Source organism: Haloarcula sp. MBLA0163 (assembly GCF_055632435.1).
The window spans coordinates 999813-1017613 of the sequence record NZ_CM145745.1; the positions used below are offsets into that span (position 1 = coordinate 999813).

The 17801-nt window shown below is 65.7% G+C and carries 15 protein-coding genes and 3 rRNA genes; 11 read left to right on the forward strand and 7 right to left on the reverse strand.

The annotated features are described in order from the left end of the window. Positions 1 to 35 precede the first annotated feature (35 nt). Positions 36 to 1454 carry an FAD-dependent oxidoreductase gene (locus ACV7GQ_RS05315; protein WP_470312503.1) on the forward strand — a complete coding sequence of 473 codons (1419 nt, stop codon included), beginning with the start codon at positions 36 to 38 and terminating at the stop codon, positions 1452 to 1454. 3 nt (positions 1455 to 1457) lie between these two features. Here the strand turns inward: ACV7GQ_RS05315 and ACV7GQ_RS05320 are convergent, their stop codons facing one another. Beyond that, positions 1458 to 2648: an MFS transporter gene (locus ACV7GQ_RS05320; protein WP_470313139.1), complete on the reverse strand. Its 1191-nt coding sequence runs from the start codon at positions 2646 to 2648 to the stop codon at positions 1458 to 1460. Between the two features lie 282 nt (positions 2649 to 2930). Here ACV7GQ_RS05320 and ACV7GQ_RS05325 point away from each other — a divergent pair, with 282 nt between their 5' ends. Then, positions 2931 to 3374 carry a YybH family protein gene (locus ACV7GQ_RS05325; protein ID WP_470312504.1) on the forward strand — a complete coding sequence of 148 codons (444 nt, stop codon included), beginning with the start codon at positions 2931 to 2933 and terminating at the stop codon, positions 3372 to 3374. Between the two features lie 28 nt (positions 3375 to 3402). Here ACV7GQ_RS05325 and ACV7GQ_RS05330 read toward each other — a convergent pair whose 3' ends face one another. After that, positions 3403 to 4623, reverse strand: coding sequence for an iron-containing alcohol dehydrogenase family protein (locus tag ACV7GQ_RS05330; protein ID WP_470312505.1), 1221 nt, complete (start codon positions 4621 to 4623; stop codon positions 3403 to 3405). Positions 4624 to 4630: 7 nt separating this feature from the next. After that, positions 4631 to 5584, reverse strand: coding sequence for a ring-cleaving dioxygenase (locus tag ACV7GQ_RS05335; protein WP_470312506.1), 954 nt, complete (start codon positions 5582 to 5584; stop codon positions 4631 to 4633). 124 nt (positions 5585 to 5708) lie between these two features. Here ACV7GQ_RS05335 and ACV7GQ_RS05340 point away from each other — a divergent pair, with 124 nt between their 5' ends. Genes ACV7GQ_RS05340 through ACV7GQ_RS05350 form a run of 3 tightly spaced genes read left to right on the forward strand, consistent with a single transcriptional unit; the run spans position 5709 to position 6938 of the window. Further along, on the forward strand, positions 5709 to 5897 hold the full coding sequence (locus tag ACV7GQ_RS05340) for a hypothetical protein (RefSeq protein WP_470312507.1): 189 nt from the start codon (positions 5709 to 5711) through the stop codon (positions 5895 to 5897). Continuing rightward, positions 5894 to 6736, forward strand: a complete 843-nt coding sequence (locus ACV7GQ_RS05345) for a beta-keto acid cleavage family enzyme (RefSeq protein ID WP_470312508.1) — start codon at positions 5894 to 5896, stop codon at positions 6734 to 6736. Before ACV7GQ_RS05340 ends, ACV7GQ_RS05345 begins: the two co-directional genes overlap by 4 nt. A gap of 49 nt (positions 6737 to 6785) precedes the next feature. Continuing rightward, positions 6786 to 6938, forward strand: coding sequence for a hypothetical protein (locus tag ACV7GQ_RS05350; protein WP_470312509.1), 153 nt, complete (start codon positions 6786 to 6788; stop codon positions 6936 to 6938). Positions 6939 to 7281: 343 nt separating this feature from the next. Here ACV7GQ_RS05350 and ACV7GQ_RS05355 read toward each other — a convergent pair whose 3' ends face one another. After that, positions 7282 to 8217: a prenyltransferase gene (locus ACV7GQ_RS05355; protein WP_470312510.1), complete on the reverse strand. Its 936-nt coding sequence runs from the start codon at positions 8215 to 8217 to the stop codon at positions 7282 to 7284. 123 nt (positions 8218 to 8340) lie between these two features. On the opposite strand from ACV7GQ_RS05355, the gene ACV7GQ_RS05360 reads away from it, so the two are divergent. From ACV7GQ_RS05360 to ACV7GQ_RS05385, 6 genes are all read left to right on the forward strand, one after another. Continuing rightward, positions 8341 to 8577, forward strand: a complete 237-nt coding sequence (locus ACV7GQ_RS05360; RefSeq protein WP_470312511.1) for a UPF0058 family protein — start codon at positions 8341 to 8343, stop codon at positions 8575 to 8577. Positions 8578 to 8723: 146 nt separating this feature from the next. Next, a complete protein-coding gene (locus ACV7GQ_RS05365) occupies positions 8724 to 9020 on the forward strand; it encodes a translation initiation factor eIF-1A (RefSeq protein WP_220619651.1) in 297 nt (98 codons plus the stop codon). A gap of 574 nt (positions 9021 to 9594) precedes the next feature. After that, positions 9595 to 11065: ribosomal RNA gene (locus ACV7GQ_RS05370) — 16S ribosomal RNA — on the forward strand. Positions 11066 to 11413: 348 nt separating this feature from the next. Further along, positions 11414 to 14342: ribosomal RNA gene (locus tag ACV7GQ_RS05375) — 23S ribosomal RNA — on the forward strand. 129 nt (positions 14343 to 14471) lie between these two features. Further along, positions 14472 to 14594: ribosomal RNA gene (rrf, locus tag ACV7GQ_RS05380) — 5S ribosomal RNA — on the forward strand. The 16S, 23S and 5S rRNA genes sit together here, the layout of an rRNA operon. A gap of 129 nt (positions 14595 to 14723) precedes the next feature. Then, positions 14724 to 15107: a DsrE family protein gene (locus ACV7GQ_RS05385; RefSeq protein WP_470312512.1), complete on the forward strand. Its 384-nt coding sequence runs from the start codon at positions 14724 to 14726 to the stop codon at positions 15105 to 15107. Here the strand turns inward: ACV7GQ_RS05385 and ACV7GQ_RS05390 are convergent, their stop codons facing one another. From ACV7GQ_RS05390 to ACV7GQ_RS05400, 3 genes are read right to left on the reverse strand one after another with little or no spacing between them, the layout of a single operon-like run. After that, complete coding sequence (locus tag ACV7GQ_RS05390) at positions 15108 to 15878, reverse strand: ABC transporter ATP-binding protein (RefSeq protein ID WP_470312513.1); 771 nt, start codon at positions 15876 to 15878, stop codon at positions 15108 to 15110. Next, the gene (locus tag ACV7GQ_RS05395; protein WP_470312514.1) at positions 15869 to 16675 is read right to left on the reverse strand and encodes an ABC transporter permease; all 807 of its coding nucleotides are present in this window, start codon (positions 16673 to 16675) and stop codon (positions 15869 to 15871) included. Before ACV7GQ_RS05395 ends, ACV7GQ_RS05390 begins: the two co-directional genes overlap by 10 nt. Before the next feature lie 25 nt (positions 16676 to 16700). Further along, complete coding sequence (locus tag ACV7GQ_RS05400; protein WP_470312515.1) at positions 16701 to 17717, reverse strand: ABC transporter substrate-binding protein; 1017 nt, start codon at positions 17715 to 17717, stop codon at positions 16701 to 16703. Positions 17718 to 17801 lie beyond the last annotated feature (84 nt).

Consider the following 17801-nt stretch of genomic DNA (forward strand, 5'->3'; position numbering starts at 1 on the left):
GAACAGTTAGGTGCCGGCCGGCCGAGACCAACCCTATGACCGACCCGTTCGTGGTCGTCGGTGGCGACGCCGCCGGCCTCAGTGCCGCCAGCAAGTTCGCGCGCGAGAACCCAGACGGCGACGTCGTCGTCTTCGAGAAGGGCACGTGGGTCTCCTACGCCCACTGCGGCACGCCCTACTACGTCAAGGGTGAGGTCGACCACCTGACGGACCTCCTCTCGCTGTCGCCCGCGGACGCCGCCGACCGGGGCATCGACCTCCGGCGGGAACACGAGGTCATCGGGGTCGACACCGAGGCGGAGACCGTCACGGTCGAACACGCGGGCGACCGGTTCGACCACCCGTACGGCGACCTTCTCGTGGCGACGGGCGCCCACGCCGTCACCGACCCGATTCCGGGGAGCGACCGCGAGATGGCCTTCACGATGCACGGACTGGACTCGGCGGCGGCGGTGCGGGCGGCGCTCTCTCCGGCCGGCGAGCAGTGGGTCGACACCGACGTCGAGTACGTCGACGCCGACCTCGTCCGCCGGTACACCGACCGGGACCCACCGGAACGGGTCGCCGTGGTCGGCGGGGGCTACGTCGGCATCGAGATGGCCGAGGCGTTCCGGGCGCACGGACTGGAGACGCACGTCTTCCAGCGGTCGGCCCACCTCCTGCCGCCGTTCGGCGACGCCGTCTGCGAGCGCGTGGCCGACCACCTCCGCGAACAGGGCGTGACCCTCCACCTGAACACCGCCGTCGAGGAACTGGCCGGCGGCGACAGCGTCGAGGCCGTGGTCCACGAGGCGGGGCGCGTTCCCGTCGACCTCGCGCTGGTCGGTATCGGCATCGCTCCGAACACCGAACTCCTCTCCGAGACGCCGGTCGAACTCGGCGACTCCGGCGCCGTCGCGGTGGACGACTACGGCCGGACGAACGTCGAGACGGTCTACGCCGCCGGCGACTGCGCCGAGGCCCGCCACGCCGTCACCGGCGAGTCGACGTGGGTGCCGCTGGGCCTCACCGCGAACCGGGCCGGGCGCGCCATCGGGCAGACGGTTGCGGGCGACCCGGAACCGGTCGGTGACGTGGCCGGGACCGCCGTCGTCAAGGCGTTCGACCTGGAGTGTGGCCGGGTCGGACTCGTCCACGAGGACGCGGCCAGCGACGCCGGGTTCGACCCCGTCTCGGTGTCTATCGACGCCGGCTCGCGTTCGGGGTACTACCCCGGTGGCGACGAGACGACGGTGACGCTGACCGCCGACCGCGACTCCGGCCGGGTCCTCGGCGGGTCCATCGTCGGCCGCGACCGGGCGGCCATCCGCATCGACACGCTCGCGACGGCGCTGGAGTCGGACCTCACGGTGGCCGAACTCGAACGGCTGGACCTCGCGTACGCGCCGCCGTTCAGCCCCGTTTGGGACCCGATTCTCGTCGCGGCGAAGGTGCTCCGAGGGAAACTCGAGTAGCCCTCAGCGGTTCCCGCCCGCGAGCGCGCTGGCCGCCGGGAGGGTCCTGAGCCGCCACATCGCCAGCGTGCCGACGAGCGGGCCGACGACGAGCGGGAGGAAGGCCCACTGCCAGCCGACCCGCTCGGCCACCAGCGGGAGCAACTGGATGGAGCCGATGGTGAGCAGGAACCCGACGGCCGTCTGGAGGGTCAGCGCGGTGCCGACGTAGCGCTCCTCGGCCAGTTCGGTCACGCAGGCCGAGAACTGCGCGGAGTCGGCGACGATGGTGAACCCCCAGACCGCGAGGAAGGGGACGAGGACGACCAGCGGCGCGTCGAAGACGACGCCGGCCAGGACGGAGAAACTCCCGCTGACGACCATGCTCGCGCCGGTGACGGTGGTCCGTCCGAGGCCGTCGGCGAGTCTGCCGGCCACGAGCGCGCCGAGGCTCCCGATGCCGATGGTGCCGAACGCGATGAGTGCGGCCAACGTCGGCGTCGCGACGGCGCTGTCGCGGGCGGCGAAACTCGCCGCGAGGTAGACGGGTATCCACGTCCAGACGGCGTACAGCTCCCACATGTGGCCGAAGTAGCCAAGGTTCGCCAGCATCGTCGGCCGGTCTGTGACGATGCGGCGGACGGCCCCGGGGTCGAACGGCGCGGCCGGCGACTGGTAGGGCCCCGGTCGTGCGCCGAAGACGAGCACGCCGCCGACGGCGGCCAGTCCGGCGGCGACGAGTAGGACGAACTGCGGGCGACCCACCCCGCCGACGGCCCGAACGAGGTGTGGGAGCGCCGACCCGAGGGTGAGTGCGCCGACCAGCGCGCCGATGGCGAGGCCGCGCTGTCCCCGGAACCATCCGGCGACGAGTTTCATGCCCGGCGGGTAGACGCCCGCCAGCGAGACGCCGGTGAGAAAGCGGAGCGCGATGGCCGGACCGGCGCTGTCGACGACGAGGCCGAGCGCCGCGGTCAGCGCCGCGCCGAGGAACGCCGACACGGCGAAGAGGTAGCGCGTCGGGACGGCGTCTGAGAGGGTCAGCGCCGCCGAGAGCACCGCGCCGACGACGAAGCCTATCTGGACCGCGCTCGTGAGCCACGCGGACTCCGTCGGCGTGAGGTTCCACTGGGCGGTCAGTTCCGGCGCGACGGCGGAGGCGCTGAACCACAGCGACATCGCCAGTAGCTCGGCGACGCCGACCAGCGCGAGCATCCGCCAGCGACCGGCACGCTGTCGGTCTGTCCTCGCGGCCTCTCTGGTGGTCTCTCGGCGTTCGTCGGTGTCAGTCGCCATCGTCGTGTACGGTGTCGTGGGTCCCTCTCGGTCTCGGCCCTCCATCACGTTCCGCGTCTGATGCCGTACAGAGATTGTGCGTCTGCGCTAATCAACGTACTGCAACTCTGCCGTAACCCCGTAACTCCGGCGATACGGCCCGCCCAGGGAGTAAGTGGCAATACCGTTATAACTCCTCTCGGCGCGTCGGTACGGGTTGCTATGGCATCACAAGAGCGGAGCGCAGACGTGGCGGTCCGGGAAGCGTCCGACCGGTTCTACGACGCGCTGGAGCAGATGGCGAACGGGAACCCGGACCCCATGTCGAGCGTCTGGGCACACGACGACCACGTGACGACCATGCATCCCATCGGCGGCCGGGAGATAGGGTGGGACGCGGTGCGAGGGCCGTGGAGCGCCGTCGCGGAGATGTCCTCGGACGGGCAGGTGACGCGAACAGACCAGTTCATTCGCGTGTTCGACGACACCGCGTACGAAATCGGCACGGAGAAGGTGTCGATGACCTTCGCAGGGGAGCCAATCAGCCTCGAGGTCAGAGCAACCAACGTGTACCGGCTGGTGGACGACGAGTGGAAGATAATCCACCACCACGCCGACATCGACGAGGAGTTCGTCGCGCTCGTGGAGCGGTCGGCCGACGAGTGAGCGCCGGATAGCTCGCCGTCCGGTGGAGTCACCACGCGGCGTCGAGGACGTCCACGATGTCCTTGCGCGTCGGGTCCAGGCCCGCCGGCGCGTTCGCCATGAACGCGTCCGAGCGGACGTCCTCGGCGACGCGGGGGAATTCCTCGCGTGTCGGGCCGTCGACGTCACGCAGGCGCGTCGGCAGGTCCAGCGCGGCGGCTACCTCCGCCACGCGCTCGACGACGGCCGCCGCGGGGTCCTCGGCGTCGGCCACGCCGAGCGCTTCCGCGAGCAGGTCCCGGCGGCCGTCGACGGCGTCGAACAGGTACTCGAGCGCGTGGGGCGCGATTACGGCGTGGGCGGCGCCCTGTTGCACGTCGTACGTGCGCGTGAGGCCGTGCCCGAAGGCGTGAATCAGCGAGAGGGTCGTGACGCCCGGCCGGGAGATGCCGTACTGGACGAGCGCGATGCCCTGCGTGAGTTTCTGGTAGACGGCGTCGTCCTCGCTCCCCTCGCCGAACGCCAGCAGCCCGTCCTGCAGCAGGTCGAGGCCGCGCATCGCCGTCGCGTCGGTCACCGGCGTCGCCGTGCTCGCGTACAGCGTCTCGACGCCCTTGTCGAAGCCGTTCATCGCCGAGGCGGCCAGCACGCCGCGCGGCGTGGTCGCCACCAGCTCCGGGTCGTAACACACCGCGGCGGGCATCAGGTTCGGGGCCGAGATACCGCCGCTCGCCGGCTCCGCGACGGGACAGGTCGCCGGGTCGGCCGTGACGCCGGCGACCTGCGAGAGGTCCGCGCCGGCGAGCGTCGTCGGGACGGCGACGACCGGCGGGAGCCCGTCGTCCGGAATCTGTATCGTCCCCGTCTCGACGAACTCGCGACCCACGGTCTCCGGGTCACGGTCCGCTGCCGCGACGGTCGCGAGCGCCTTCGCCACGTCGAGGCTGCTCCCGCCGCCGACGGCGACTACCGCGTCGGCCTCGACGGCGCGGAACCGCTCCAGCGCGTCGTAGGCCGTCCCCAGTCGCTTCGCCGGCGTCGTCTCCGCGAAGACGCCGGCCAGACGGTCGCCGAGGCCAGCCCTGACCGGGTCCATCACGGCCGGCGTCTCGCCGACCGTCGACCCGGTGACGACGAGCGCCCGTTCACAGCCCAGTGTGGCCAGTTCGTCCGCCAGCCCGGCGACGCAGTTCGGCCCGTAGCGCAGCGTCGCCGGGTGGTACTCGAAGCGGAACGGCGCGGCCGTGTCGTCGGTACGGAGGTCGGCCATCGGTGGGTCACTCCGAGGGGACGGTCGGCCCGTCGAACGCCGGGAGTCGCTGTTCGATGGCCTCGCGTTCGTCCTCCAGCCACTCGGGGAGGGCGAGCGACTCGCCGAGTTCGTCGCTGGCCTCGTCGGCGGTGAAGCCCGGCCCCATCGTCGATATCTCGAAGAGGACGCCGTTGGGCTCGCGGCAGTACAGCGCCGTGAAGTACGTGCGGTCGATGATGTCGCTCGGACCGAGTCCCCGCTCCTCGTAGGCCTCGCGGTAGGCCTCGAGTTCGGCGACGTCCTCGGCGCGGAACGCGACGTGGTGGACCGTCCCCACGCCCATCCGACCGCGCTCCTCGTCCGTCTCGACGACGTCGACGACCGAGCCGAACCCGCCGGCCGCGCTGCGGTAGCGGTGGCGTCCGTCCTCGGTCGCCTCGTGCTCGTAGCCGAGGACCTCCGTGAGTATCTCGGCGGTCGGTTCGACGGCGTCGACGGCGAGCGTCACCGAGTAGAAGCCCCGTAGCTGGTGCTCTTCGGGGACCGGGCTGTCGTCCCACGGCACCGCCTCCGTCTCGGCGTCGGTCGCGACGAGTTCGATGCCGATGCCGTCCGGGTCGTCGAACCGGAGCACCGTCTCGCCGAACCGCTCGCTCCGCTCGACGTCGACGCCGTGGGACTCCAGGCGCTCGGTCCAGTACGCCACCGAGTCCGTCGGGACGAGATACGCCGCGGCCTGCGTCTGTCCCGCACCGAACTCGCCCCGTCGGCCGCGGTCGGTCCACGGGAAGAAGGTGACGTTCGTCCCCGGCGTCCCCTCGCCGTCGCCGAAGTAGAAGTGATAGGTGCCGGTGTCGTCGTGGTTGACCGTCTTCTTGACGAACCTGAGTCCGAGGGTCCCGACGTAGAAGTCCGCGTTCCGCTGTGGATCGCCGGCTATCGCTGTGACGTGGTGAATCCCGGCCGTTTCGGGTGACATGCGCCGTACTACGGGGTCGGTGCTTGTGGCCCTTTCCTCACACGCGTGTCACCGGGAGACACGAGGGTTACCACGTCACCGCGGGCAAGTGAACGGTTAACACGGACGGCTCACTACACCCACTATGCCGTGTCCCTATCTGGAGTACCGCGACACCAGCGCCGACCAGTCGTTCGACGAGGCCCGCGCGTTCTGTACCGTCGTCGATGAGTTCGTCCAGCCCATGCGGGCCGACGTCTGTAACGACCGGTACGCACTCGACCACGAGTCCCACTGCGAGATATACCGCGCCCACGCGGAGGCCGACGAGTGACCTACGAGGCCTACCTCGACGGCGACCCGGTCGTCGTCACCGCAGCGCTGACCGGCGGCGTCCACGGGAAAGAGGCCAACCCCAACGTCCCGGAGACGCCCGAGGAGATAGGGCGCGCGGCCGGCGAGGCCGAGGCCGCCGGTGCCTCCGTGGTCCATCTCCACGCCCGGCGACCGAACGGCGAGCGGAGCTTCGCCACGGAGCGCTTCCAGGCGATCGACGACGCCGTCCGTCGGTACACCGACGACGTCATCATCCAGCACTCGACGGGCGGGACCGGTGCGCCCGACGCCGACCGACACCGCCCGCTTCGGACCGACCCGCCGCCGGAGATGGCCTCGCTCGACATGGGGCCGCTGAACCGCTACGACCACCTCACCAGCGAGAACACCCGCGGACTCGTCGACTCCCTCCATGCCGAGATGGTCGACCGTGGCATCAAGCCGGAGCTGGAGGTGTTCAACGACGGGCACCGGAACGAGGTCCACGGCCTGCTGGCTCGCCGCGACCTCGCAGACCCGGTGTACGCCACGCTCATCTTCGGCCCCGGGACGCTCACGCGGCCGCGGCCGGAGCACTTCCTCACCGCTATCGCGGACCTGCCAGACGGCGCGACGTTCAACACCCTCGGGTTCGGTCGCCACCAGCTGCCCTTCGCGACCATGGGCATCCTCTTCGGCGGGCACGTCCGCGTCGGGCTGGAAGACAACGTCTACTACGAACGCGGCGAACTGGCCGAGAGCAACGCCCAACTCGTCGAACGCGTGGTCCGGGTCGCCGACGAACTCGGTCGGCCCGTGGCGACGCCCGACGAAGCTCGGGCGATACTCGGTCTGTGACCCCCGTCCCGTACACAGGCGTTACAACGCTGCACGGACAACTGGTGGTATGGGCACGCTCCGCTGTCGTCGCTGTGGGGAACCGCTGACGACCGGCCTCCTCGCGACACGCCGGCGTCACTGCTGTCTCAACGACACGCCCATCGCCGGGGCCTGTCCCAACCACGGGCCGGTCGGGCCCCACGACGCCGTCGAAGAGTAGCGCCGCCGCTCGCCGGGGACTGACGCTGAAAGAAGTGTTCTCGGTCTACGCGACGACGCCAGCGGCGGCGATGAACGACCATCGCGTCCCGCTACTGGCTTCGCGCTGTTTCGCTGCTGCACGTGTCTCGTCTCGTGGGTGTTTCCAGTTCATCGTACCTTCCCTACACGTCCGACGGGTAAAAGTATTCGCTTTTTGATATAATGTCGTGGTCGTTCATGGACAACAGGATACTCCTGAAGCGGCTGTTGAGGGGTCGGAGTGTACTTTCGAGGCTCAGGATGGGGTGAATGTGAAAAATGCTTCGGTCAAATTATAATATTCTATACTAGTACTCGGCGCCTCACAGCGCGAGCCACCACCACGTCATCGCGCTCGCACACGCGTGGACGACCATCGCTCCGACCGCCGGGAACGGGGAGCGCTGTCGAGTCACCACGACGCCGCCCCAGAGGAGGAACGGGAGCGCGAGCGACTGCCCCGCCAGCACCGACGGTGGAAGCACGGTCCCGGCGAGCGCGACCGTCGACAGGACGGCTCCCGCCGCCAGCGTCCAGTAACCGCGTGTGAGTCCGCGCGCGGACCACCTGACGGCGAGCGTCCGCTTCCCCGTCCGCGCGTCGGCCGCCCGGTCCGGCCAGTGCGTCGCGACGAGGTTACACCCGACGAGCATCGTGAACGGGAGCACGGCGGCTGCGACCGTCCAGGTGACCGTCCCGACGACGGCGGCGCCGAACAGCGGGAGACAGAACCCGCCCAGCACCGCGTTCGTCAGTTCGCCGAGCCCTCTCCTGACCAGCGCTGCTGGGGGTAACGAGTACGCCAGCCCGAAGACCAGGATACCTGCCAGCAACGCCAACGCTGTCGGCGGCAGCAGGCCGGTCCACCACGTCGCGGCACCCGACGCGACGGCGGCGACGACGACGGCGCCGCCCGCACGCGCGAGGATAGCACGGTCCACGCCAGTACGCTCGAGCGCCCCGCTCCCACCGGAGAACGGGGTTCGCTCGGTCAGTCTGTCGGTCTCGACGTCCGCGTACTCGTTCGCGTAGTGTACGCCGGTCGCGACGAGGACGAGGACGCCGGCGCCTGCGAACACCGGCGTCCACGGAACGACCGACGTCGCCGCTCGCGCTCGCTCTATCCCGATGCCGAGGGCGTAGACGAGCACCACGAGTGCCAGTTGACTCGGCCGCGCACTCTTCCACAGGACCCACGCGCGCGGATACTTGTCTGGTACGTCCATGTCGTCGGTCAGGGTGACGGGACGTACGGCCACTCGTCCCTTCAATCACGGCACTATCTCCGGGTAGACGGCCCTTTCAACCTCTGCGTCGGCCATATCTTGGTAACAATTGGCAAGATAATACTATAACCCCTCGTCCATTATCCGGTACTATCCATGAAGAAGCAAGAGCTCATTCACCTGCATAGTCTTCTCGCTCAGGTACAGCATCACTACGAGGCAGAGGCCGAGACGACCGTCCAGCACGACGAGTACGCCGACCTCGGGGTCAAACCGACATCGATCCACAAGTCGAAGACCGACCACAAGGACGCCGTCTTCGCGCTCGCCGACGGCCTCACCGACGACATGGTGGCCGAGAGCGACGAACCGCTGACCCTCACCGCTGACTGAGCCGATTCTCGCGGCCGTTCCGCAGTGCCACCCGTCCGCTACCTACCGGTTTGTCTCTCACCGAGTCCCGTTCTCGTGCCGGTCCGTGTGGTACGCGGTATCGCAACTCTCAGTTCCTTTATACGCCGAGGGGCCGTACTTAGCGTGTGAGTGAAGATACAGGGCGACGGAACCTCCGGATGCCCAACGACGACGAACTGTTCGCGGTCGTAACAGAGCACAACGGTGGCAACCACGTCCGAATCCAGTGCGAGGACGGCGAGAACCGCATGGGCCGCATCCCCGGCCGCATGAAGTACCGGACGTGGATCAACGAGGGCGACATCGTCCTCGCCGAACCGTGGGACTGGCAAGACGAGAAGGCGAACATCGAGTGGCGCTACAAGGGCCAGGACGCCGACCAGCTCCGGGCCGAGGGCCACATCGACTCCCTGACTGCCTGATTGACGTATTCTGCCGCCGCGCGCTGACACCCACAGAGAGTGTTCTTTCCGCCTGCTGCGTCCGGTAGTGACCGGTGCGCTTGCGAGGCCGTCGAGCCTGCCCACAGAACTCTCGCCGGCTCGCCCCGCCCGCGAGCGCGACTCCGGAGAGATATGACGTCTCTATAGCGCCGACGCCGGCGAGCCGTCGCTTCGCCCGCTCTGCCGACTTCTCAGACAGGCGACTACTTTTCCGCTCTTTCTGCTGCCTTCCTGCGGTTGTGTACGTGAAGGTCTCACGTCACGTATGCGCTATGTGGGGTCGGCACAGGGCGTCCGCGAGACGAGTCATTTATGTATACCCCTCCCATCGGATATGATGCGAAGGTCGCCCCGGGTCGCCCCGGGTCGACACGGTCCGTCGCCACCCGGCGACGGGCCACCCATCATGAGGATTCCACCCCTGCGGTCCGCCGTCAAGATGGAATCTGATGTGAGCCCACGGACCCATACAGTAGTCACCATCGACGTAGGAGTCGATGGGTTACGCTTCCGACGGAGTGCAACCACTTCCGCCGCTGACTCATGTCAGCACATTCCGGTTGATCCTGCCGGAGGCCATTGCTATCGGAGTCCGATTTAGCCATGCTAGTCGCGCGAGTTCAGACTCGCGGCGTATAGCTCAGTAACACGTGGCCAAACTACCCTACAGACCGCGATAACCTCGGGAAACTGAGGCCAATAGCGGATATCACTCTCAGACTGGAGTGTCGAGAGTGAGAAACGTTCCGGCGCTGTAGGATGTGGCTGCGGCCGATTAGGTAGATGGTGGGGTAACGGCCCACCATGCCCATAATCGGTACAGGTTGTGACAGCAAGAGCCTGGAGACGGTATCTGAGACAAGATACCGGGCCCTACGGGGCGCAGCAGGCGCGAAACCTTTACACTGCACGAGAGTGCGATAGGGGGACTCCGAGTGCGAGGGCATATAGTCCTCGCTTTTCTGTACCGTAAGGTGGTACAGGAACAAGGACTGGGCAAGACCGGTGCCAGCCGCCGCGGTAATACCGGCAGTCCAAGTGATGGCCGATATTATTGGGCCTAAAGCGTCCGTAGCCTGCTGTGTAAGTCCATTGGGAAATCGGCCAGCTCAACTGGCCGGCGTCCGGTGGAAACTACACAGCTTGGGGCCGAGAGACTCGACGGGTACGTCCGGGGTAGGAGTGAAATCCCGTAATCCTGGACGGACCACCAATGGCGAAAGCACGTCGAGAGACCGGACCCGACGGTGAGGGACGAAAGCCAGGGTCTCGAACCGGATTAGATACCCGGGTAGTCCTGGCTGTAAACAATGCTCGCTAGGTATGTCACGCACCATGAGTGCGTGATGTGCCGTAGTGAAGACGATAAGCGAGCCGCCTGGGAAGTACGTCCGCAAGGATGAAACTTAAAGGAATTGGCGGGGGAGCACCACAACCGGAGGAGCCTGCGGTTTAATTGGACTCAACGCCGGACATCTCACCGGTCCCGACAACAGTAACGACAGTCAGTTTGACGAACTTACTCGAGCTGTTGAGAGGAGGTGCATGGCCGCCGTCAGCTCGTACCGTGAGGCGTCCTGTTAAGTCAGGCAACGAGCGAGACCCGCATCCGTAGTTGCCAGCGATACCCTCGAGGTAGTCGGGTACACTACGGAGACTGCCGCTGCTAAAGCGGAGGAAGGAACGGGCAACGGTAGGTCAGTATGCCCCGAATGGACCGGGCAACACGCGGGCTACAATGGCCACGACAGTGGGATGCCACGCCGAGAGGCGGAGCTAATCTCCAAACGTGGTCGTAGTTCGGATTGCGGGCTGAAACTCGCCCGCATGAAGCTGGATTCGGTAGTAATCGCGTGTCAGAAGCGCGCGGTGAATACGTCCCTGCTCCTTGCACACACCGCCCGTCAAAGCACCCGAGTGGGGTCCGGATGAAGCCAGGATACCCTGGTTGAATCTGGGCTCCGCAAGGGGGCTTAAGTCGTAACAAGGTAGCCGTAGAGGAATCTGCGGCTGGATCACCTCCTACAGCCCGGGATCGAGGCTCTGCCTCGACCCACCTTAACTGACTGGTGGCCACAAGCCACCCGCACCGTCAGCGCGTAACCACTGACGACTGTATGGGCCCGCTGGGCTCACAAAGACCCCTCCGAGACGGAGTCTCCTCACCGAGACGCCGGGTGCAACTCCCGGCAGGTCCGTACTTCGTATCCATGCCTTCCGGCATGGGTACGACGACAGATGCACCAATCCGGGTGAAACCGCGATTGGGAAGGGTCGATTCGCCCACCATCTACCACCTTGGGGGCGAGGATGAAACCGTGTGTACGTGCGATCCAGGCGTCCACTGGACTCGTTCAGTGTAACGAGTCACAACGACGTTGGCTACTATGCCAGCTGGTGGATAGCTCGGCTCGAGAGCTGAAGAAGGACGTGCCAAGCTGCGAAAAGCCTAGGGAAGCCGCACGGAGGCGAAGAACCTAGGATCTCCGAATGGGAATCCCCACAGCAATTGCTTCGCGCAATGAGGAACCCCGAGAACTGAAACATCTCAGTATCGGGAGGACAAGAAAACGCAACGTGATGTCGTCAGTAACCGCGAGTGAACGCGATACAGCCCAAACCGAAGGTCTCACGACCAATGTGGTGTTCGGACTGACTCCCAGCAGCAGACCATTTCGATGAAGTCCCTTGGAACAGGGCGTGACACAGGGTGACAACCCCGTAATCGAAATCAGTACGCTGTGCGTCAGTTCCAGAGTAGCGGGGGTTGGATATCCCTCGCGAACGTCGCAGGCATCGACTGCGAAGGCTAAACACTCCTCGAGACCGATAGTGCACAAGTAGTGTGAACGAACGCTGCAAAGTACCCTCAGAAGGGAGGCGAAATAGAGCTTGAACTCAGTTGGCGATGGAGCGACGGGGCATACAAGGTCCTGTAACGAATGACCGACGCGCGAGCGTCCAGTAAGACTTACAGGAAGCCGATGTTCCGTCGTACGTTTTGAAAAACGAGCCAGGGAGTGTGTCTACATGGCAAGTCTAACCGGAGCATCCGGGGAGGCACAGGGAAACCGACATGGCCGCAGCCTCACGGCGAGGGCCGCCGTCTTCAAGGGCGGGGAGCCACGTGGACACGACCCGAATCCGGACGATCTACGCGTGGACAAGGTGAAGCGTGCCGAAAGGCACGTGGAAGCCTGTTAGAGTTGGTGTCCTACAATACCCTCTCGTGATCTACGTGTAGGGGTGAAAGGCCCATCGAGTCCGGCAACAGCTGGTTCCAACCGAAACATGTCGAAGCATGACCTCCGCCGAGGTAGTTCGTGGGGTAGAGCGACCGATTGGTGTGGCCGCCTCCGAGAGGAGTCGGCACACCTGTCAAACTCCAAACCTACGAACGCCGTTCGACGCGGGGATTCCGGTGTGCGGGGTAAGCCTGTGCACCAGGAGGGGAACAACCCAGAGATAGGTTAAGGTCCCCAAGTGTGGATTAAGTGTAATCCTCTGAAGGTGGTCTCGAGCCCTAGACAGCCGGGAGGTGAGCTTAGAAGCAGCTACCCTCTAAGAAAAGCGTAACAGCTTACCGGCCGAGGTTTGAGGCGCCCAAAATGATCGGGACTCAAATCCACCACCGAGACCTATCCGCACCCGTCAAAAGGTGACCGAGTAGGTTGGCGCTCTATTTGGATGGAAGCGGGGGCGAGAGCTCCTGTGGACCGAATAGTGACGAAAATCCTGGCCATAGTAGCAGCGATAGTCGGGTGAGAACCCCGACGGCCTAATGGATAAGGGTTCCTCAGCACTGCTGATCAGCTGAGGGTTAGCCGGTCCTAAGTCATACCGCAACTCGACTATGACAAAATGGGAAACGGGTTAATATTCCCGTGCCACTATGCAGTGAAAGTCGACGCCCTGGGGTCGATCACGCCGGGCTTTCGCCCGGTCGAACCGTCCAACTCCGTGGAAGCCGTAACGGCAGGAAGCGGACGAACGGCGGGATAGGGAAACGTGATTCAACCTGGGGCCCGTGAAAAGACGAGCATGGTGTCCGTACCGAGAACCGACACAGGTGTCCATGGCGGCGAAAGCCAAGGCCTGTCGGGAGCAACCGACGTTAGGGAATTCGGCAAGTTAGTCCCGTAAGTTCGCGATAAGGGATGCCTGCTCCGGAACGGAGCAGGTCGCAGTGACTCGGATGCTCGGACTGTCTAGTAACAACATAGGTGACCGCAAATCCGCAAGGACTCGTACGGTCACTGAATCCTGCCCAGTGCAGGTATCTGAACACCTCGTACAAGAGGACGAAGGACCTGTCAACGGCGGGGGTAACTATGACCCTCTTAAGGTAGCGTAGTACCTTGCCGCATCAGTAGCGGCTTGCATGAATGGATTAACCAGAGCATCACTGTCCCAACGTTGGGCCCGGTGAACTGTACATTCCAGTGCGGAGTCTGGAGACACCCAGGGGGAAGCGAAGACCCTATGGAGCTTTACTGCAGGCTGTCGCTGAGACGTGGTCGCCGATGTGCAGCATAGGTAGGAGCCGCTACACAGGTACCCGCGCTAGCGGGCCACCGAGGCACTAGTGAAATACTACCCGTCGGTGACTGCGACTCTCACTCCGGGAGGAGGACACCGGTAGCCGGGCAGTTTGACTGGGGCGGTACGCGCTCGAAAAGATATCGAGCGCGCCCTAAGGCTATCTCAGCCGGGACAGAGACCCGGCGAAGAGTGCAAGAGCAAAAGATAGCTTGACAGTGTTCTTCCCAACGAGGAACGCTGACGCGAAAGCGTGGTCTAGCGAACCAATTAGCCTGCTTGATGCGGGCAATTGATGACAGAAAAGCTACCCTAGGGATAACAGAGTCGTCACTCGCAAGAGCACATATCGACCGAGTGGCTTGCTACCTCGATGTCGGTTCCCTCCATCCTGCCCGTGCAGAAGCGGGCAAGGGTGAGGTTGTTCGCCTATTAAAGGAGGTCGTGAGCTGGGTTTAGACCGTCGTGAGACAGGTCGGCTGCTATCTACTGGGTGTGTCATGGTGTCTGACGGGAACGATCGTATAGTACGAGAGGAACTACGATTGGCCGCCACTGGTGTACCGGTTGTCCGAGAGGGCAGTCGCCGGGTAGCCACGCGGCACGGGGTAAGAGCTGAACGCATCTAAGCTCGAAACCCACCTGGAAAAGAGACACCGCCGAAGGTCCCTGTACAAGACAGGGTCGATAGACTCGGGGTGTACGCACTGAGGTAACGAAGTGTTGAGCCCACGAGAACTAACAACCTGAAGCCATCATTCATACGCACTGTGACTCGCTTCACCGACGATTTACTCGTCGACTGGACGAGTCCAGGCGCAAACTGGATCGCACGTACACGTATCGACCCGACCGAGTTGGAGTATCGCGGTTCGACTCCGCGACTCGGCGTTAGGCGGCCATAGCGGCGGGGTTGCCTCCCGTACCCATCCCGAACACGGAAGATAAGCCCGCCAGCGTTCCAGGGAGTACTGGAGTGCGCGAGCCTCTGGGAAAGCTGGTTCGCCGCCACCATTCATACTCATACTTTCATCGAGCCTCGCGGAGAGTCATCTCTCCGCGGGGCTTTTTGCATGTAGAGCGAGCGGCGGCACTGTCGACGGCGAGCGGAACGTTTTCGACCGTGGTCGGCCACGGCACGATATGCCCGAGAGACCGATAGCAGCGGCGACCGACGGCGGGACCGAGCGGCTCGGCACCGTCGTTCACGTCCCGGAGGGCGACCGCTCGTACGCGAAGCGGGCGCTCAGGAACGTCGAGAACCTGTTGGACGACGAGACGCTGCGGAGTGACGTCACGGTCGTCTGTAACGGCGGTGGCGTCGAACACCTCCTGAGGTCGGCGGCGGCCGCCGCCCGCGTCCGGGGGCTGATCGAGCGTGGGGTCGACGTGTGCGCCTGCCAGAACTCCCTCGAGAGCGGCGGCCACGATGCCGACGAACTCGTCGACGGCGTCAGGACCGTCCCGACGGCGATGGGCGAACTGACCAGACAGCAGGCGTCGGGGAGCGCCTACGTCCGGCCGTAGTCACTCCTGGATGAGGTCGAGGAGCCGCTGGTAGTGAGTCCCGAAGGCGTCGTCGGAGCGGTTCCGGGGGCGCTCGACGTCGACGTCGACTATCTCCCGTATACGACCGGGCTCTTTGGCCATGACGACGACGCGGTCGGCCAGCTTGACCGCCTCTTCGACGTCGTGGGTGACGAAGAGGATGGTCTTGCCCGTCTCGGCCCAGATGTCGAGCAGTTCGTCCTGCAGCATCTTCTTCGTCTGGGCGTCGACGGCGCCGAACGGCTCGTCCATCAGGAGCAGACCGGGGTCGACGGCGAGGGCGCGCGCGAGGGCGACGCGCTGTTTCATCCCGCCGGAGAGGTCCCGTGGGTAGCTGTCCTCGAACCCGTCGAGGCCGACGAGGTCGACCAGCTCCTGGACCCGTCGCTGGCGTTCGGCCGAGTCGACGGCCCCGTCCTTCTCGAGTCCGAACCCGACGTTGCCGGCGACGGTGCGCCACGGGAAGAGGTGGTACTCCTGGAAGACGAGTCCGAGGTCGGGGCCCGGACCGTCGACGCGGTCGCCGTCGAGCGAGACGGTCCCGCTCGTCGCGTCCTCCAGCCCGGCGATAATTCGGAACAGCGTGGTCTTCCCACAGCCGGACGGGCCGACGATGCAGACGAACTCGCCGGCCTCGACGTCGAAGGTCACGTCGTCGAGGGCCTGCACCGGCCCCTGTCCGCTGTCGTACTGCTTCCCGACGCCGTCGACGCGGACCCGCGGCGTCTCGGCCGGGTCCTCTAGCGCCATGCCAGCGCCCTCCGTTGCAGCGTGCGGAACGCCACGTCGACGAGCAGGAACATCAGACTCAACACGAGGATGTAGGTGATGACGACGTCGACCTGGAGGTTGTTCGAGGCGCGGAGGATGCGCCGACCGATGCCGGCGACGCCGAATATCTCGGAGGCGACGACGAGCATCCAGCAGCGGCCGATGCCGGTCCGGATGCCCGTGGTGATCTCGGGGAGTGCGGCGGGGAGGACGACGGCCCTGATGAGTTCGAGGTCGCCCTGGACGCCGAGACTGCGGGCGACGTCGAGGAGGTCCTCGGAGACGCCCTCGACGCCGCCGTAGGTCGCGTAGAAGTTGATCCAGAAGGCGCCGATGGCGATGATGAACGCGGCCCCGGCGTGGTTGATGCCGACCCACGCGATGGCGAAGCCGATGAGCGCCAGCGGCGGGACGGGGCGGAGCACGCGGACGACGGGGGACGTGAGGTCGTCTAAGAGGGGGCTCCACGCGAGGGCGACGCCGGCGGCGATACCGAGTCCCGTCCCGAAGAACGCGCCGGGGACCCAGTGGAGGGTGCTGTTCAGGAGTGCGGTCAGCATCCCGCCGCCCGTGGCCTCCGCGTAGAACGTCGCGCCGACGGCGAGGGGCGAGGGTAACACGTACGACGGCTGCGTGAGCGATGCGAGCCACCAGAGGACGACGAACGCGACGATACCGGCGGTGCCACGGAGCGCTCGCTGTGGGTCGATGTCGGCGAGCGCACCGGCGACGGTGTCGTCGGCGTGGTCGACCTCGTCGGAGACGTCGATAGCCATTGGTGTGGTGTGTGAGCGAAGCCAGTTAGAGGCTGTCGTAGACGCTGTAGTCGAATATCTGGTCGAGCGACAGCCGCTGGTCTATCTGCCCGTTGTCGTTGGCGAACTCGGAGAAGATCTCCGTCCCGTTCTCGATCTCGCGCGGGTCGGTGACGAAGTTCGAGAGGGGGCCCTGCAGCGCCGAGAGGGCCTGGTCGGCGTCCATCCCGATACCCTCCTCGACGATGCCGGCGGTCGGCTCGGGGTTGTTCTGGATGAACTCGGTCGCCCGGACGTGCTGCTCGAGGAACTGCGCGGCGACGTCGGTGCCGCGGACGTCGTCGCTCATGAGCGTCACGGCGGCGGGCTGGCCCGGCATGATCTCGCTCGCGAGTCTGAACGTCGAGACGGGGACGTCGGCCTGTTCGGCGCGGGTCGGCACCGGCTCCATGATGGAGGAGCCGTCGATCTCGCCGTTGGCGATGGCCTGCCAGACGGCGTTGGCGCCGTTGATCTCGAGGATGTCGACGGTCGCGGTGTCGACGCCCGCCTGCTGGAGCCAGTACCGCAGGAGCACGTCGGGCACCGACCCCTGAGGGAAGGTCCCGAAGCGGAACTTACGGCCCTTCTGCTCCTCCCAGACCGCGAAGGCGTCGGCGCCGTGCTCGTCCCAGAGGGCCTGGAGGTCCTCGTGTGCGAGGATGGCCATCGGCTCCTTGATGTTCGCGGCGGTCACCTTCGCGGGGATACCCCGGTCGATGACGATCATCGAGGGGACGATACCGAACATCGCCACGTCGAGTTCGCCGCCCCCGTAGGCCTGCACGATGGCGGGGCCGTCGGTGAACTCCTGTCCGTCGATGGTCGCGTCCACCGCCTCGAAGTACCCCTCCTGTTCCATCACGAAGTACTGCAGGTCGGGGAAGATGGGCATGTAGGCGACCGAGAGCGAGTCGCGGCCACCGGAGCCACCGACGCCGAGACAGCCGGTGAGGCCGGCGGTCGCGGCGACGCCGCTACCGGCGAGATACGCACGTCGAGAGAGTGTCGTCTGGTCAGTCACGAGTGGCGAGGCTAGCGGCGTCGAACGCTTATGCGCAGAGACTCCGTCAAAATCGTCGGCCACTCCGAACGCCCGAGCAACCGT

Excerpts from the sequence above, each read along its gene's own strand:
- ACV7GQ_RS05315 (WP_470312503.1), top strand. The coding sequence starts at position 36 with ATGACCGACCCGTTCGTGGTCGTCGGTGGCGACGCCGCCGGCCTCAGT.
- ACV7GQ_RS05320 (WP_470313139.1), bottom strand. The coding sequence starts at position 2,648 with ATGCTCGCGCTGGTCGGCGTCGCCGAGCTACTGGCGATGTCGCTGTGG.
- ACV7GQ_RS05325 (WP_470312504.1), top strand. The coding sequence starts at position 2,931 with ATGGCATCACAAGAGCGGAGCGCAGACGTGGCGGTCCGGGAAGCGTCC.
- ACV7GQ_RS05330 (WP_470312505.1), bottom strand. The coding sequence starts at position 4,623 with ATGGCCGACCTCCGTACCGACGACACGGCCGCGCCGTTCCGCTTCGAG.
- ACV7GQ_RS05335 (WP_470312506.1), bottom strand. The coding sequence starts at position 5,584 with ATGTCACCCGAAACGGCCGGGATTCACCACGTCACAGCGATAGCCGGC.
- ACV7GQ_RS05340 (WP_470312507.1), top strand. The coding sequence starts at position 5,709 with ATGCCGTGTCCCTATCTGGAGTACCGCGACACCAGCGCCGACCAGTCG.
- ACV7GQ_RS05350 (WP_470312509.1), top strand. The coding sequence starts at position 6,786 with ATGGGCACGCTCCGCTGTCGTCGCTGTGGGGAACCGCTGACGACCGGC.
- ACV7GQ_RS05360 (WP_470312511.1), top strand. The coding sequence starts at position 8,341 with ATGAAGAAGCAAGAGCTCATTCACCTGCATAGTCTTCTCGCTCAGGTA.
- ACV7GQ_RS05385 (WP_470312512.1), top strand. The coding sequence starts at position 14,724 with ATGCCCGAGAGACCGATAGCAGCGGCGACCGACGGCGGGACCGAGCGG.
- ACV7GQ_RS05390 (WP_470312513.1), bottom strand. The coding sequence starts at position 15,878 with ATGGCGCTAGAGGACCCGGCCGAGACGCCGCGGGTCCGCGTCGACGGC.
- ACV7GQ_RS05395 (WP_470312514.1), bottom strand. The coding sequence starts at position 16,675 with ATGGCTATCGACGTCTCCGACGAGGTCGACCACGCCGACGACACCGTC.